The sequence below is a fragment of the Leptothermofonsia sp. ETS-13 genome (genome assembly GCF_049200465.1).
In the GTDB taxonomy this organism is placed as follows: domain Bacteria; phylum Cyanobacteriota; class Cyanobacteriia; order Leptolyngbyales; family Leptolyngbyaceae; genus Leptothermofonsia.
The window spans coordinates 115875-130957 of sequence record NZ_CP120836.1 but is presented as its reverse complement, the minus strand read 5'-3'; the positions used below and the strand labels follow the sequence as shown (position 1 = coordinate 130957).

General features: G+C 48.5%; 14 protein-coding genes and 1 pseudogene. 8 read left to right on the top strand and 7 right to left on the bottom strand.

Annotated elements, in window-relative coordinates:
* The first annotated feature begins 293 nt into the window (after positions 1 to 293).
* The 4 genes from crtA to P4D80_RS00610 all read left to right on the top strand — a co-directional run bounded on the left by crtA (position 294) and on the right by P4D80_RS00610 (position 3283).
* Positions 294 to 1154, top strand: a complete 861-nt coding sequence (gene crtA / locus P4D80_RS00625) for a cyanoexosortase A (RefSeq protein ID WP_421656930.1) — start codon at positions 294 to 296, stop codon at positions 1152 to 1154.
* Positions 1147 to 1830, top strand: coding sequence for a cyanoexosortase A system-associated protein (locus P4D80_RS00620; RefSeq protein WP_421656929.1), 684 nt, complete (start codon positions 1147 to 1149; stop codon positions 1828 to 1830). The genes crtA and P4D80_RS00620 overlap by 8 nt, the downstream gene beginning before the upstream one ends.
* Before the next feature lie 126 nt (positions 1831 to 1956).
* Positions 1957 to 2676 carry an HpsJ family protein gene (locus P4D80_RS00615; protein ID WP_421656928.1) on the top strand — a complete coding sequence of 240 codons (720 nt, stop codon included), beginning with the start codon at positions 1957 to 1959 and terminating at the stop codon, positions 2674 to 2676.
* Between the two features lie 187 nt (positions 2677 to 2863).
* On the top strand, positions 2864 to 3283 hold the full coding sequence (locus P4D80_RS00610; RefSeq protein WP_421659604.1) for an OmpP1/FadL family transporter: 420 nt from the start codon (positions 2864 to 2866) through the stop codon (positions 3281 to 3283).
* A gap of 11 nt (positions 3284 to 3294) precedes the next feature.
* Here P4D80_RS00610 and P4D80_RS00605 read toward each other — a convergent pair whose 3' ends face one another.
* The 5 genes from P4D80_RS00605 to P4D80_RS00585 all read right to left on the bottom strand — a co-directional run bounded on the left by P4D80_RS00605 (position 3295) and on the right by P4D80_RS00585 (position 6078).
* Positions 3295 to 4524 (bottom strand): beta-ketoacyl-ACP synthase, encoded by a 1230-nt coding sequence (locus tag P4D80_RS00605; protein WP_421656927.1) that lies wholly within the window; start codon positions 4522 to 4524, stop codon positions 3295 to 3297.
* Between the two features lie 82 nt (positions 4525 to 4606).
* Positions 4607 to 5173, bottom strand: coding sequence for a peptidylprolyl isomerase (locus P4D80_RS00600; RefSeq protein ID WP_421656926.1), 567 nt, complete (start codon positions 5171 to 5173; stop codon positions 4607 to 4609).
* A 20-nt stretch (positions 5174 to 5193) separates the two neighbouring features.
* A complete protein-coding gene (locus P4D80_RS00595) occupies positions 5194 to 5379 on the bottom strand; it encodes a hypothetical protein (protein WP_421656925.1) in 186 nt (61 codons plus the stop codon).
* 131 nt (positions 5380 to 5510) lie between these two features.
* A complete protein-coding gene (locus P4D80_RS00590; protein WP_421656924.1) occupies positions 5511 to 5714 on the bottom strand; it encodes a photosystem I assembly protein Ycf4 in 204 nt (67 codons plus the stop codon).
* Position 5715: 1 nt separating this feature from the next.
* Positions 5716 to 6078: a photosystem I assembly protein Ycf4 gene (locus tag P4D80_RS00585; RefSeq protein ID WP_421656923.1), complete on the bottom strand. Its 363-nt coding sequence runs from the start codon at positions 6076 to 6078 to the stop codon at positions 5716 to 5718.
* Positions 6079 to 6586: 508 nt separating this feature from the next.
* Here P4D80_RS00585 and psbD point away from each other — a divergent pair.
* The 3 genes and pseudogenes from psbD (at position 6587) to P4D80_RS00570 (ending at position 10626) form a co-directional block, all read left to right on the top strand.
* Positions 6587 to 7645 (top strand): photosystem II D2 protein (photosystem q(a) protein), encoded by a 1059-nt coding sequence (gene psbD, locus P4D80_RS00580; protein WP_421655477.1) that lies wholly within the window; start codon positions 6587 to 6589, stop codon positions 7643 to 7645.
* Positions 7629 to 9017 carry a photosystem II reaction center protein CP43 gene (gene psbC / locus P4D80_RS00575; RefSeq protein WP_421656922.1) on the top strand — a complete coding sequence of 463 codons (1389 nt, stop codon included), beginning with the start codon at positions 7629 to 7631 and terminating at the stop codon, positions 9015 to 9017. Before psbD ends, psbC begins: the two co-directional genes overlap by 17 nt.
* Positions 9018 to 9918: 901 nt before the next feature.
* Positions 9919 to 10626, top strand: a pseudogene (locus P4D80_RS00570) (IS1 family transposase).
* Positions 10627 to 10652: 26 nt separating this feature from the next.
* Here the strand turns inward: P4D80_RS00570 and P4D80_RS00565 are convergent.
* Entirely contained in the window at positions 10653 to 13097 is a 2445-nt protein-coding gene (locus tag P4D80_RS00565) for an FG-GAP-like repeat-containing protein (RefSeq protein WP_421656921.1), read from the bottom strand.
* A gap of 340 nt (positions 13098 to 13437) precedes the next feature.
* Between P4D80_RS00565 and P4D80_RS00560 the strand changes: the two genes are divergently transcribed.
* The gene (locus P4D80_RS00560; protein WP_421656920.1) at positions 13438 to 14040 is read left to right on the top strand and encodes a TIGR02466 family protein; all 603 of its coding nucleotides are present in this window, start codon (positions 13438 to 13440) and stop codon (positions 14038 to 14040) included.
* Positions 14041 to 14447: 407 nt separating this feature from the next.
* Here P4D80_RS00560 and P4D80_RS00555 read toward each other — a convergent pair whose 3' ends face one another.
* Positions 14448 to 14927 (bottom strand): peroxiredoxin, encoded by a 480-nt coding sequence (locus P4D80_RS00555; protein ID WP_421656919.1) that lies wholly within the window; start codon positions 14925 to 14927, stop codon positions 14448 to 14450.
* Positions 14928 to 15083 lie beyond the last annotated feature (156 nt).

Here is a 15083-nt window from a genome sequence, read left to right as displayed (position 1 = left end):
TCATGAGATGGCTCAACTTTTGTGTCCTCCCATCGTTCTAACGTCGTGTCGCGTAACACCCCCGACCCTCAACCTCCCTTTACAATTAATTATGGTTAACTAATTATGGTTAACTACTTAAAATTAAGTATGGCTAACTACTTAAAAGCTGGACTTTGCAATTTCAAGATTAATAGTTCAGTAAAGGTCTGTTCTCAGGATCGGTGCTGGACTTAGCAACAGCTAAACTTTTAGACGTCTTGGCATTTTGATCTCTTTCATCCAGCGCACCTGTTGAATCGGGGAAAGATTCTATGGACTCCTTAAAACGCTTGCAAGAACCGGAATTTTGGCTGCTTTGTGCCCTTGCTGCCTTTGCCGCTTTACATCTAGCGTTGCTAAACCGCCTGGATGATTCAGAATTATTTGCGACCAGCCTTTTGTTCTGGGTTGCGGTGGGTTCCTTAATCTGGGAAAAACGTTACTTACTGAACCTGGAAAGTGGCTTTGTTTCTAGTTTGATAGGGATTCTTATCTTAGGACTATTGCTGCTGCGGTGTAACACCTTGCCTGATTCAACTTCCATGCTGCGATCTCTCCCCTTCGTTTCCATGCTGGGTTTGGGGCTGCTAGCGTCGGGTTTTAGCGGACTTTTGCAGTACTGGAGGGAATTGATTATTTTTGGGCTGCTAGCGTTGTATCGGGTTCTGGAAGTTCTACTCCAATCCATTGACTTACCATTACTGACTGCAAAGGCGGCCATGTTTATGCTCTGGTATTCAGGGTTTCAGGTGCAGCAAAATGGAGTATTTTTGAACCTGCCAACGGGTAGGGTTGAGGTCTATGGAGCCTGTTCTGGCATCCATACCATCCTGCTCATGTTAAGCATCGCGGTTTTATTTTTGCTGATGTTTCCGGTTTATTCGGATGTCAAAAAAATAGTCTGCCTGATTGCGGCAACTCTAATTGGTTTTTTAGTGAATTCGGCACGAGTTGCATTGATGGCGATTCTGGTTGCCTTTTCTAATGATGGAGCCTTTGAATACTGGCATAGTGGAAACGGTTCGCTTATCTTCTCGATGATCTCGGTGGGGTTATTTGGGCTGTTCTGCTGGCTGGCCTTCCTGCGCATCCCACCCGAGACACCAGAGACAGGAGCCTCCGCAAATGATTAAGGACCTTTGGAAACCGGCTCGCTTGGCGTTGCTGGTGGGCGTATGTATTGGCACAGCATGGGTGCTAGGTCGGGCGATCGCCGCTCCCAAAGCTGAAAAAGCCCAGGAGCAAACCTATCCTTTACCAGAGAAAGTGCCTCTTAATGGGTGGGAACTGCAAGCAAGCTCACCGCTAGATAAAATTGAAGAACTTCCTCCCGGCCGAGAATATCAATATCGCCAGCGGGCAAACTCTCTCACTGTTCAAACTCGCATTATGCTCAGCGATGGAAACATTAGCCGCCTGCTATTTGTGTATACTCCCATCAAGTCGGCAAATGCCAATCTGCAAATCAAGCATCATCCAGGTGTTGGCTACTATGGCGTTCTTGTGCATAAAGGGCGCGCATATCTGAGCGCCTGCGTTAATTCCCGTGGAGAAAGCACTGTGAATGAGCCGCAATTTATGCAAAACCGCTATAAGTACGATTTACAGATCACTCGTGTATTACCCTGGATCCTGGGTCAGGAGCCTCTACTGGATCAACGTTGTCTGTGGACGCTCATGTTTACACCCTTGCCCGCCAATGCAAAGGCTGACTCAACCACTACTGAAGAGACTCTGAAGACCCTGGAAACTGCATGGTTTTCCTGGCATCGATGGTGGGAGTTGCACTTTCCACCCGTTAAATTATAGTAGTCAAATTTAATTTAATCTAACGGCTATAAGGTTTATCGAAGAAGGTTTTACAGGGGGTTCATTCTCCAAACCCTTTGGCAAAGCATAGAGGTTACCTCATTATTCGCAGAAGGAGCCAGCATCATGGCTGAATCAGCACGGGAAAATCAGTCGATCTATCGGTTTCGTTGGATTGGCTATGGTTTTTTGTTATTTGCATTGATTGATAGCGCTCTGACAATTATTCCGCCTAATTTCGCAGCCCCTTCCTGGAAACTGCAAGTCATGGGAAAATTGGTCGAAACGGTTGCCGTTCCACTGCTTGGGTTTGGACTCATCTTTTTTGGTGAATTTTACGATCGCAAAGCCTTTGAGAAAGTCCTGCTGAAGATTTTGTCCTGGCTCTGTCTGGTGCTGGCGATCGCATTTTTGTTGCTTATCCCGATGGGAATCATCGGCGCGTTTCAAGTCGATTCCGAAGCTGCAAAGGTAGATCCAAATGCCATTCAACAACAGGTGCTCAGGCAGGCTGCCCCAACCCTGACTCAAATCAAGCAGCTTGAAGACCAACTGAACAAAAGCGGCCCCGAAGACATCAAAAAACTAGGGTCTCAGCTTGGCAGCCTTGGCATCACCTTTGATACCCAAGATCCCGAAAAGGCCAAAGCAGACCTTTTAAATCGAGTCAGCCAGCTCAAAGCGCAGGCACAGGGACAGATTCAGAGGCAGGTGCAAGAGCAGGTTCAAACCGCCGAAAAGCAACGGTTAGAAATCCGCAAAAATGCCTTGAAGTGGAACTTAGGTGCACTCATTGCTGCTACCTTGTTTTTCGTTCTCTGGAAGAGTACGCGTTGGGCAAGGTAAAGCAGTTGTCAGTTGTTAGTGAGGTGAGGGGTGAGGAGTGAAGGGTGAGGGGAGTTCTGTAGAGGCAGTGCATCTGTGCCCGCCCAGGGCGAAAGGGAGAAGGTAAATCGGTCGTCGGGCAGCAGGTTAGTGGATAATGATCTAATCTTTCAAGGTTGATTTTGACAATCCAGCCCAGCCTCCCACCATTCAACCTGAGAACTGGCGCGATACGTTTCGGGTGGGTTTGGGAGTAACCTATGCAGCTAGGGACACATTGACACTGAGAGCGGGGGTTGCCTACGATAAGAGCCCAGTCAAAGATAAATTTCGCACCGTTCGCGTTCCTGATAGCGATCGCGTCTGGCTAGCTGTAGGGGCCGGGTACCGTCTTTCAGAATCCCTTAGCGTAGATATTGGTTATGCTCACCTATTTGTGAGCGATGCCCCGATCAACATCGGCAGTGCAACCGAAGGTTTCGTGAGAGGAGAGTTCAATAACCGCGTAGATATCAACCGCGTAGATATCTTAAGGGGTCCAATTGACCTGGAATTTTCGATGAGAGAATGGGGGATAAGGGGAAGGGTAGATGAGTGGATGAGTGGGAGTGATAGCGTGGTGGAGTAGGGAAATACCTATCACCCCTCTTTAAGAGTTCCTATCATCCATTCCCTTGGTCGTTCCAGAGCGATCGCACCATTTTGTCCACCAAACCCGAAGCTGAGACACAGGGCAGAATGGATGCGAGCAGAGTAGGCATGGGTCACATAATTTAGATCGAATGCTGGTTGTCTTAAACCAATACAGGGGGGAAGGATCTGGTGCTTAAGTGCCATTAGGCAAAAGGCAACCCCTAAAGCCCCAGATGCTCCCATCGTATGCCCGGTTGCTCCCTTAGTAGAGCTAACGGCTACTCCACCTGGAAACAGATATTGAAGCAGATTGGCTTCATTCTGATCGTTCAAGTGGGTTGCAGTCCCGTGGGCATGAATATAATCAATCTGATCTGGAGAAAGCTGGCTACGCTCCAGGCAGTGCTTGATGGCAGCGATCGCCCCCCAACTTCCCGGTTCTGGAGCACTGACGTGGTAGCCATCTGCCGTCAGCCCAAATCCCAAAATACGGCCATAAACCTTTGCCCCCCGACTCTCTGCCAATTCTTCGGCTTCCAGCACCAGTATAGCCCCCCCCTCCCCCAGAACCAAACCTTCCCGGTTTTGGTCAAAGGGATAAGCCCCTGTCTGTGCTAAGGCACCCATTCTCTGAAATCCAGTCAAGGTTAGGGGTGTAATGGGGGCTTCAACAGCTCCAGCAAGAACCCGTTGGCATTGTCCCATCCGAATCAGCTCGTATCCCTGAGCGATCGCCCATAGTCCAGTTGCACAGGCGGCCATTGGAGCCAGTACAGGGGCAGTAGTCTGGATGTAACGAGCAGTGGCGATCGCCGCAGCGTGGGGCAATGTACCTAACCAATCAGAGAGAACAATTCTAGATGGCAGTGCACAAAATATATGGCGAGTATTCTCCCCCACTCCCCTGTTCTCCTGATCTGCCCCAGTCTCCTGTAACATTTCTCTTGCCAATTTCTCCCACTGCCCCTGATTTCCTCGACTAGAGCCAATAACGACACCACAGTCGGGTAACGGGGGAGATAATCTAGCATCTTTCAATGCGGCTGTAACCACTCGATGAGTTAATTCAACTGAGGCTATGGGAACATCTTGAATTAGCGCCAGTGGAAGCGGCTCCAGCTCGGAAAAAGGTCGGTGAACCTTGATTCCACACCCGCCTGCTAACAAATGATTCCACGTATCTTCAAGCTCACCCAAAACGGAAACCAATCCAATCCCCGTGACAACCACACTCATACCAACCACTCGTAACTATTTGTCACCTCCTGCAAGATAAAAAGGAAAGATAAAAAGGGGATGGAGTGTGAAGAAAGCTGAATCACGACTTCCTTTCCGTCTTCAGGTTATCGATGCCTTTTACGACTTTCATAGACTCGATGCGATCGCCCTGCTGGATCTTGTCCACAATTTCCATGCCTTCAGTCACGTAACCAAATACGGCATAACTGCCATCCAGAAAATTAACATCTGCCAGCGTGATGTAAAACTGCGAAGATGCCGAATCTGGAGAAGCTGAACGCGCCATCGCTACAGCCCCACGCCGGTGCTTTAACTTTGGTGGAGCCGTGACCCCAGCAGTGTCAAGTGTTTGATGATAAATTGGAACCTTTGCTCCGTCCGGCAAAATTTCTAAAGGAATATAGCGAGCCTGACGAGTTGCCGGGTCAACAAAACTGCCTGTACCCAGTTGTTCTGGGGGAAAATTGGGATTCTTACTTTGTGGATCTCCTCCCTGTACAACAAAAGGTTGCGGTTCCCGCACTACCCGGTGAAATACCAACCCATTGTAAACTCCCCGCTGTACCAGATCGATAAAGTTGCCTGCTGTAATTGGAGCACTTGCCCCATCAATCTCCATCACAACGGTACGTCCTTTGACCGTCATTGCTACGGTTGCATTGCCTTCTAAACGAGGTAATGCGGTTGTTTGAGGTCCGCCCCCCCCTGATCTGTTGGAGAGGAAATCGTCTGAGTTGGCGATGGACTGGCAGAAGACTGCTGACCAGCAAAGTCATTAGAAAAACACCCCCCTATCAGTAACGTGCCTGTTATCACAACCAGCACCAACCAATGCCGAAGAGTTTTCTGCATAATCTTCACCTCAAAAACCAAGCCATCTATTGTAGCAGTCGTAAATAATTCTTGGAATAAAAAACTCTTGTGAAAAAGGATTCCGCAGGAATTCCCTTTCACAATTCAGATAGGATCACTATGTATTGCAGCTACAGCCCCTCTAGAGGAACTCCCAGGAAACGTGCCAGTTCAGCTCCCTGGTTCTCTAGTGCAGAGAGCGCCATGGGCTGTCCTACCCGTGTCAAAGGAATATCCCGCATTCCTTTTACTCTCAAATAAAGGGCACGCTTGGGGTTTAGCCCTTCTTTTAGCTGGACCCTAACGGCCTGGACATCTTCTGTTTTGCAATTCACTTCAATCTTGCGGTTTTTTCCAGGAAACCCCCCATCGAAAAATCTTAACGGTTCCAGTTTCCTTATTGAATTCGTTGTAACCACCTCCCACATCCCAGAGAATCGTCAGCCAGAGGTATAGGCTAAACAAGATTCCTAATAACCCATAAAACCCCATCGCAATTCCTTGAGGAATGAAGACAAGTTTGGTTGGGTCAGAAAACGGAAGCAGGTTGACATGAAGGTAGCTAGAAATGGCTGCCAGTAGAAACCCCAACCCACCTAACAAAACAACGGTTGCCCACCAGTAATTGCTAAACCGACGGGAACCCAAAATATCTTGACGCAGCACTCGATTTTCTAAGGATGTCGTCTGGGCTGTCATAGTTTTTATGTCTATCGCTAGGAAATTAACTCAAATCTACCTATTCAATGGGAGAAGAATCGGTGCATTCATTAACGAAGCCCCATTCCCCAGCTTTGATCTTAGATGATGGGAGTCTTTCTCCAGCGGGAAAAAGCTCGCTGCCACCATTGAAAGAGCAGTTAAATTCTATTTATCAATATGTCAAAAAAGTACAGATTTTAATTATGAGCATCCTGTAGTGATAAGCATGATTACTTAATAAATGAGGTTTTGGTGGCAAATTTTGTTAAACCTGAAGTCCTGCGAAGCTGCTGATTTCAGCGAAGCCCTTTACCTGTGACAAGACTGCAAGTCCTTAGATGCGCTTTGTCAAGACCTAATATCTGGAAAAGTTGAAACCTCTTAGTTTCTGAGACTTTACGTATCGGTTTGTAAAATTTCTGATTTCTCCTATGATGTATAGACATATAAACCCTGTTCACTGTAGAGAACCTGCCATTTTAGTAAAGCTAGAGGATTTGATCCTATGACCATTGCAGTCGGACGCGCGCCTGCTGCTCGAGGATGGTTTGACGTTCTCGACGACTGGCTGAAGCGTGATCGCTTCGTCTTCATCGGCTGGTCTGGTCTGCTGCTGTTCCCCTGCGCCTACCTAGCGCTGGGCGGCTGGCTGACCGGTACCACCTTTGTTACCTCCTGGTACACCCATGGACTGGCTTCTTCCTACCTGGAGGGATGCAACTTCCTCACCGTGGCCGTCTCCACCCCAGCGGATAGCTTTGGGCACTCCCTGCTGTTTCTGTGGGGACCGGAAGCCCAAGGCGACTTCACTCGCTGGTGCCAGATTGGCGGCCTGTGGACCTTCATTGCTCTGCATGGGGCCTTCGGGTTGATTGGCTTTTGCCTCAGACAGATTGAAATTGCTCGCCTAGTGGGGGTTCGCCCCTACAACGCGATCGCCTTCACGGGGCCCATCGCGGTGTTTGTCAGCGTATTTTTGATGTACCCGTTGGGGCAATCGAGCTGGTTCTTTGCCCCCAGCTTTGGAGTGGCTGGAATCTTCCGGTTCATTCTGTTCGTGCAAGGCTTCCACAACTTCACCTTGAACCCGTTCCACATGATGGGCGTGGCAGGGATTCTGGGAGGCGCGTTGCTGTGCGCGATTCATGGAGCGACAGTGGAGAACACGTTGTTCCAGGACAGCGACCAGGCCAACACCTTCCGGGCTTTCACCCCGACCCAGTCAGAAGAGACCTACTCGATGGTAACGGCCAATCGATTCTGGTCTCAGATCTTCGGGATTGCCTTTTCCAACAAGCGGTGGCTCCACTTCTTCATGCTGTTCGTCCCGGTGACGGGGTTGTGGATGGCGAGTGTGGGGATTGTTGGGATTGCCCTGAACCTGCGGGCATACGACTTTGTTTCGCAGGAGTTGCGGGCGGCAGAGGACCCGGAATTTGAAACGTTCTACACCAAGAACATTCTGCTGAATGAGGGCATGCGGGCGTGGATGGCCCCGCAGGATCAGCCCCATGAACACTTTGTCTTCCCTGAGGAGGTTCTGCCCCGTGGTAACGCTCTCTAGTGGTTCATCCTTTGTTGCGGGCAACCGCGACCTTGAGTCGTCCGGGTTTGCCTGGTGGGCTGGTAACGCCCGTCTGATTAATCTTTCTGGTAAGTTGTTGGGCGCACACGTCGCTCATGCTGGCCTGATTGTTTTCTGGGCTGGAGCGATGACGTTATTTGAAGTCGCTCACTTCATTCCTAACAAGCCTATGTATGAGCAGGGCTGCATTCTGATTCCTCACCTGGCAACGTTGGGTTGGGGTGTTGGCCCTGGCGGTGAAGTGATTGATACCTTCCCATACTTCGTTGTAGGTGTTTTACACCTGATTTCGTCCGCTGTTCTGGGGATTGGCGGAATTTACCACGCAGTTCGTGGGCCTGAGACGCTGGAAGAGTATTCCAGTTTCTTCGGTTATGACTGGCGTGATAAAAACCAGATGACTAACATCATCGGCTATCACCTGATCCTTCTGGGTTGTGGCGCACTACTGCTAGTTGCCAAGGCAATGGCGTTTGGTGGTCTGTATGACACCTGGGCACCCGGTGGTGGTGACGTTCGCGTGATTACCAATCCAACCCTTAACCCCGCTGTTATCTTCGGCTATTTACTGCGCTCTCCCTTTGGGGGCGAGGGCTGGATCATCGGTGTTGATAACCTGGAAGATGTGGTTGGCGGTCATATCTGGATTGGCTTGATCTGCATTGCTGGCGGTGTCTGGCACATCCTGACCAAGCCCTTTGGCTGGGCAAGACGTGCGCTCATCTGGTCAGGTGAGGCTTACCTCTCCTACAGCCTTGGCGCTCTGTCTCTCATGGGTTTAATTGCTTCCTGCTATGTTTGGTTCAACAACACGGTTTATCCCAGTGAGTTCTATGGGCCAACCAATGCTGAAGCATCTCAGGCTCAGTCATTTATCTTCCTGGTCCGTGACCAGAAGTTAGGAGCAAATGTGGCTTCTGCTCAAGGTCCTACAGGGTTGGGTAAGTACTTAATGCGTTCTCCTACAGGTGAAATTATCTTCGGTGGTGAGACGATGCGTTTCTGGGATTTCAAAGGTCCCTGGTTGGAACCCCTGCGTGGCCCCAATGGTCTTGACTTGAACAAGATTAAGAATGATGTGCAGCCCTGGCAAATTCGGAGGGCAGCCGAGTATATGACCCATGCACCCAACGGATCAATCAATTCGGTGGGTGGGGTTATTACGGAGCCTAACTCCTTCAACTATGTCAACCCGCGGGCCTGGTTAGCAGGTGCTCACTTTATTCTTGGTTTCTTCTTCCTGGTTGGCCACCTCTGGCATGCTGGCCGTGCTCGTGCGGCGGTAGCAGGCTTTGAGAAGGGCATTGATCGCGAAGATGAACCCGTTCTGTCCATGCCAAGTCTTGACTAGTGCTGCAAACACTAAATTTGGTACCAGAGGGTTAAGTGAGGGCTCTGCCCCTAAACAAGGGTGGAAATGCCAAAACCTTAACAAAATCCTTGGTTTACTATACCAGTGGGTCACTTGCTAAGTTTGTGGCCATTATGTTGTCTGCCGAAGTTCAACTTCTCACTAGTTAGTCATCTCGAAAATGGCTATGTTCATGCTAAGTGACCCATTACCCGTTAGTGGTTTGTCAGTTTTAATTTCGTGCCCCCGAATCGAGTAAGAATAGCTATTTTATGAGTTTTCAACTCACAAAATAGGTTCTGGTGGCAGACTATTAGTTTTCCAGTCAACTCAAGTCAAGTAATTTTTGGGCTTCTGCTTTGAGGCAGAAGCCTTTTTAATTTCCTAGCTCCTGGTTTTTGATGCCAATCCCGAAAATCAGACTACAAAGGGCTATGTCCCCAGCCGGAGGGAGCCTTTGCACCCCGTCCTAAACCTAAACCTAGAGATTTCTGCCAAATCCCTTTTCACAATCCAGATAGCTCGCTGTAGCAATCCTGAATCATTTATAGGCATTGCTGAAAAACAATATGAATCGAAACGAGGTTTCGAGCATACAACACCTTCGAACATACAGCACCTATTTCATACCCAAATTCAGCAAAGCCTCATTTGTAAAAATGATAGTTGTATAGCTCTATGCGGGTGCGTTAGGACATTGGAATTAGAGAGGGAGTGGGGGCTTCGCCCCCAGCCAGGGGTTTCCACCCCTGCACCCCGTCCTAACCATAATGACTACCGCTATAACAGGCTTTCCCATTTAGAAAAGCCTGTCACACTATGTAGGACATATATAGAACTGCTGTGGGTAGTGCTCAAGATGTAATGATAAGGAGGTAGAGCTTCCGCCTGATGACCTACCATGTCTACCTGCCCAACTGGTGCATCGGCCCACACGGTTAAGAACGGTCGCATCCATAACGGCAAACGACGGTTCAAGTGTCGCGACTGTGGACGACAGTTCATTGAGCAACCCACGAAAAAAGTGGTTGACCAAAGCACACGGGACCTAGTTGACCGATTACTTCTGGAACGAATTTCATTGGCTGGAATTGCTCGTGCTGTCCAGGTTTCAGGGTAATGCTTGCAAAGCTACGTCAATGAGAAATACGCTGGGGTGCCTTGCTAAGTTCAGGTGACACCCAAAAACAGGGGCGCTTAACAATGCAGTGTGACGAACTCGGGTCATTCGTAGCCAACAAGGGGAATAAACAGTGGGTTTGGTTAGCCCTCGATGCCGACACTCGTGAGATGGTCGGGGTGTACATCGGCGCACGAGATGAGGCTGCCGCAGTGCAATTGTGGGCATTACTACCACCGGTCTATCGTCAGTGTGCCGTTGCCTATAGCGATTTCTGGGCAGCCTATGGAGCAGTGTTTCCCAGCAAGCGCCATCAAGCGGTCGGCCAAGAAACCGGGTTGACCCTACGTTGAACAATTCAACAACACCTTGTGCCAGAGGTTTGCTCGATTAGTGCGGAAAACCTTGTCGTTTTCCAAGTCACTGGAGAATCACATTGACGCAATTTGGTACTTTATCCATCATTACAATGCATCATTACTTCTGTAGTACTACCCTGCTGTGAACTCCCACCTTTATAGACCAGTGATGTCAATAAAGTTGTAGTCGATATAGGAACCAATCAGCCTCCCGTAGTTGGAGTTGTTTTCCTTACCACCGGAGCCCTCTTGAACAACACTAAAGATATCGATCTGCATCGCGACGTAATAGCGCCCATTGCCAATCCATCCATCCCATTGCTGTACGGTTGGTAACTTGGGAGTCAAGGTAAAGTAGGCAGGAGTATTCGTGTTTGTGATGTTGCTATCAAAAGTAATGGTGTCGCCTGTGGTTCCCCTCTTGTTCAATGGGGCGATGCTTGCTAGGGCAATGACGTAATCGCTACCATCAATGATATCGTCGCTGGAGAAGTAATAACGAACCAGGATACGATTCGAACCTGTGGCAACGTTGCCAATATTTTTGATGGAACCTGTGAGTCGGATTGCCTGACCAGGAGTGGCAGTTGTCTGGGTTACACTCAATCCATTGCCTAGAACATCCGGTCTAAGGGTATCTTTAATCCCGATCGCCGCCGCTACCGCATTGTTAATTTCATTGGATTCAGAAACCTGGCTGGCTGAGTCGATAATCATACCAATGTAGTAGGTCTGGTCACCTCCCCACCAGAGGTCAGTGGCAGGAAGCATTGGAATATCTTTAAATCCGGTGAAAGTCTGGTTGGGTGCCAGGTTACTGATGACTACATCTAGATCGCTGAAGCCAGTGTTGGGGTCAATGTTACCCAACAGGCGATCGCTAGTTGTAATCACATTATCCCGCGACAGATAGAAGGATACCCGAAACTCCTGGGGTGTATAGCTGATGCTGGTATTTCTGACTGAGTAGTTGACCCGGATTGTAGACAGGTAGTTCGGATCACCAGACTTGAGGCTGACCTGAGTAGGTAAAGCCTGTCCATTGGTTTTTCTAACACTGAAGCTGTTTGCAGGAGGAGCCAGATCGACTTGCTGGGCAGGAACACCACCAATATTCAGAGCATACTCCGTAGGTTGAGTCGATGAGGAAAAGATGCGGATGAAATAGGTGCCAGCGGTCAGGGACAGATTGGTGAATTGTTCATCAGCAGTATCTGCATTGGCTGAAACCGCAACAATTTCTGCCTGGCTATCTAAAATGCCGTTGTTGTTCAGATCTCGAATGAGTTGAATGTCAGCATTGGCGGTTAAACCTGTGAGGGATAGATTAAAGGTGGTGAGACCATTAATAGTGAATCGGTAGTAGTCATTTTTGTCAGCATTGCCGCCCACAGTGTCACTATAGAAGCCAGTTGCATTGCCGACTGTGCCAATATTGAAGGCAGAAGACATGGTGTTGCCAGCCAGATCCACTTTGGATGATGTTGTTACTACACTGGCAATTCGCCAATTCAAATCACCGACTGGAGCGAGGTTTGTAAACCCGGCCAGTGCTGTTCCGTTCATGTACCAGAGAATGTTTTCTCCAGTTCCATAGTTCCGCCAGACGATGTCGGGTTTGTCGTCTCCGTTAAAATCTCCGGCACCAGCAATGCTGAGGGCAGGATAGGCCAGCGGAAGGGAAGCTGAGGATTGAAAGCTTGTTCCATTCATCAACCAGATGACATTTTCACCAGTGTTGGTGTTGCGCCAAACAACGTCTGGTTTGTTATCGGCATTGAAGTCCGCGATGGTTCCAACCTGCATGTAGGAACCAAACACAGGAATGAACGAGACGGCACCCTGGAACGTGGTGCCATTCATGAGCCAGACGACGTTTTCAAAAGTGGAGTAGCTGCGCCACAGGATGTCAGGGCTGCTGTCTCCATTGAAATCCGCAACTCCCGCAATCTTTAGATTAGGGTCACCTACAGGGATGAGGTACTGGGCAGAGCGGAGAGCGCCGTTGCCATCCATGAGCCAGACCACATTTTCACCAGTGGCGTAGTTTCTCCAGATGTAATCGGGGATGCTGTCCCCATCCATGTCTGCAGTAGCTTCCAGTTTCCAGTTGAGGTCACCAACGGGAGCGTTGTATTGTACTCCTCCAATATTGGCACCATTCATCTGCCAGACCACATTTTCACCAGTGGCGTAATTGCGCCACAACAGGTCTGAGCGAGATTTGCTGACGGTGCTGACACTAAGGGTGTAGTTAGTGCTGACGCTGGTGTCGGGTAGAAAAACTCGAATGTAGTAGTCGCCTGCATCGAGTGGTTCAGTGGTGAGGGCGTCTGCTATGGTGCCTGCGTTGTATGAACCAACAAGTGTGCCGCCGCTGTCTAACACCTCCAGATCGGCGTTAGCTGTCATATTATTGAGCGTCAGGATTACGCTACTGCGCTGACTAAGCCTAAGGCGAAAGAAATCCTGGGCGTCGCTGGGGTCGAGTGAGTAGCTGGAATCGGTTGCGCTGTTAGAAAAAACTTGAGTAGTAAAGCTTGAGTTAATAGTTCGAGTAGTTGAAAGACTGTTATCAGGAAATTGAGAATTATCAGCCATTACTTTGCCTCCGCGATCGCAAAGCTAGCTTTCCCCAGGGCTATTTGTAAATCAGCATTCAAACAGCAAATTCACGAAATTTTCTCAAAAAAATGGAGGTTTTGAATGAATTTCTGTACTTCCACGGAGGGCTTTTTCATTTTGATTTCTACTATTGAAAATTGCTGGTGAATTTACGGATATTCCCGCAATTTGGGCAATTCAGCCAGAAAGTTGAAGAGATAGGCTTGCCTCTAATTTTGAATACAACCTTAAAAACTTCTGATAATTTCTGGATAAGTAAGTGAAAACAGCTAGGATTCAAAAAACATTTAAAAAAATCGTTTAAACTGATAGAGAAATGACTGATTCAGACCAGTGGACTGTTTCCTATCACAATTTATTTCCAACAGCGTTATTTGTGTTTAGCTTGAAGGAGCACGACAAGCTTAACCAACAACTTCTAGCGTTAATTTATCGTCTGAAGCAGTCAGATCCTGGCCAAACAGCTTCTAATGTATTGGGCTGGCACAGCAAGGTAAATTTGTTCGAACTGAGCGAAATCCAACCGTTTAAGCAGTTGGTTGATGGGGCGATCGCACAAGTTGCTCAGGCAGTAGGTTATGGAAATGTCAGAATTGTGGCAGCTAACTGTTGGGCCAATGTAAATCCCAAATATGCTAGTAACAAAATTCACGACCACGCCAATTCTTTGTTTAGCGGCGTTTACTACGTTAAAACCCCAAAAGACTGTGGTAACTTGATGTTTTACGACCCCCGCAGTGCCAGGACGTTCTATAAACCAAATGTCCAGGGCTATACTGCCTATACAGCAGATGCAGTCGCCCATGTGGCTGAAGCGGGATTATTGTTAATTTTTCCAAGCTGGTTAAAACATGGGGTAGAACCCAATTTAAGTGATGAGGACCGGATCAGCATCAGCTTTAACTATGTGTTTGCCTGATTTGAAAATAGAACTTGGAAGCCAGGAGTCAGAAGCCAGAAGAGGGAAGGATTTTGGCTTCCTCCGTTATCGCTGTCGCCAGGTTGCTTAGGACATTAGCTTTAGAGGGGATGTGGGGGCTTTGCCCCCAGCCAGGGGTTCCACCCCTGCACCCCGTCCTAACCATAATGAAATGACTACTGCTATATCATCGCATTCTTTGAGTGAACTGACCTCTCTCCCTTCCCCGCTCCGACTCGGAGCGGGGTGCCAAAAGCGGGGTGAGTTTTTTGGAGTAATTTAACTCTCATTCCTAAGCTGGGATGAGATCCTCGACTTCTTGACCCAAGTGGTTCGACTCACTCGAGGATCTGCTAGAAATTGAGGATCTCGGTTCAGGAGCATTTTAGAGGCTGAATGCGGTTTGATCAGGCACCAATGTCAGCCAGAATGTCGGTGGCGTGAGTGTCGGCTTTAACAGTGGAGTACACGTGGCTGATCTTGCCGTTGCCATCAATGATGTAGGTAACCCGCTTGGCATAACGCATCCCGTTCATTTCTCCCTCAACATCATAGGCTTTGGTAATAGCGCCATCTGTATCGGTCAGCAAGGGAAAAGGGAGATTGAATTTTGCAGTAAATGCCTTGTGAGAGGCTTCGTCATCCATGCTAACTCCAAGGACGGTGATACCTTTGTTGAGGTATTCACTGTAATTGTCTCGAAAACTACATGCTTCTTTCGTGCATCCGGGGGTATCGTCTTTGGGATAGAAGTAGAGTACAACCGTCTTGCCTGCAAAGTCAGATAGGGAGACGGTGTTTCCGTTTGTGTCTTTAGTTGTGAAGTTTGGGGCAGCATCACCAACAGATAGGGGCATAGTTTTGATTTCCTTCGGACGTGAAAACATTACGAATTGTATTACTGTTTGAGATCGCTTGATTCACCAACCTTCCAAACTCTAGGTTGTAGCTATCACCAGGCTTAGGACAGGCTTGGTGACGGCTATAAAAATGCAAATGAAATTGGAGGTATGGATAGGTGTTGCTAAATAGCCATTACTAAA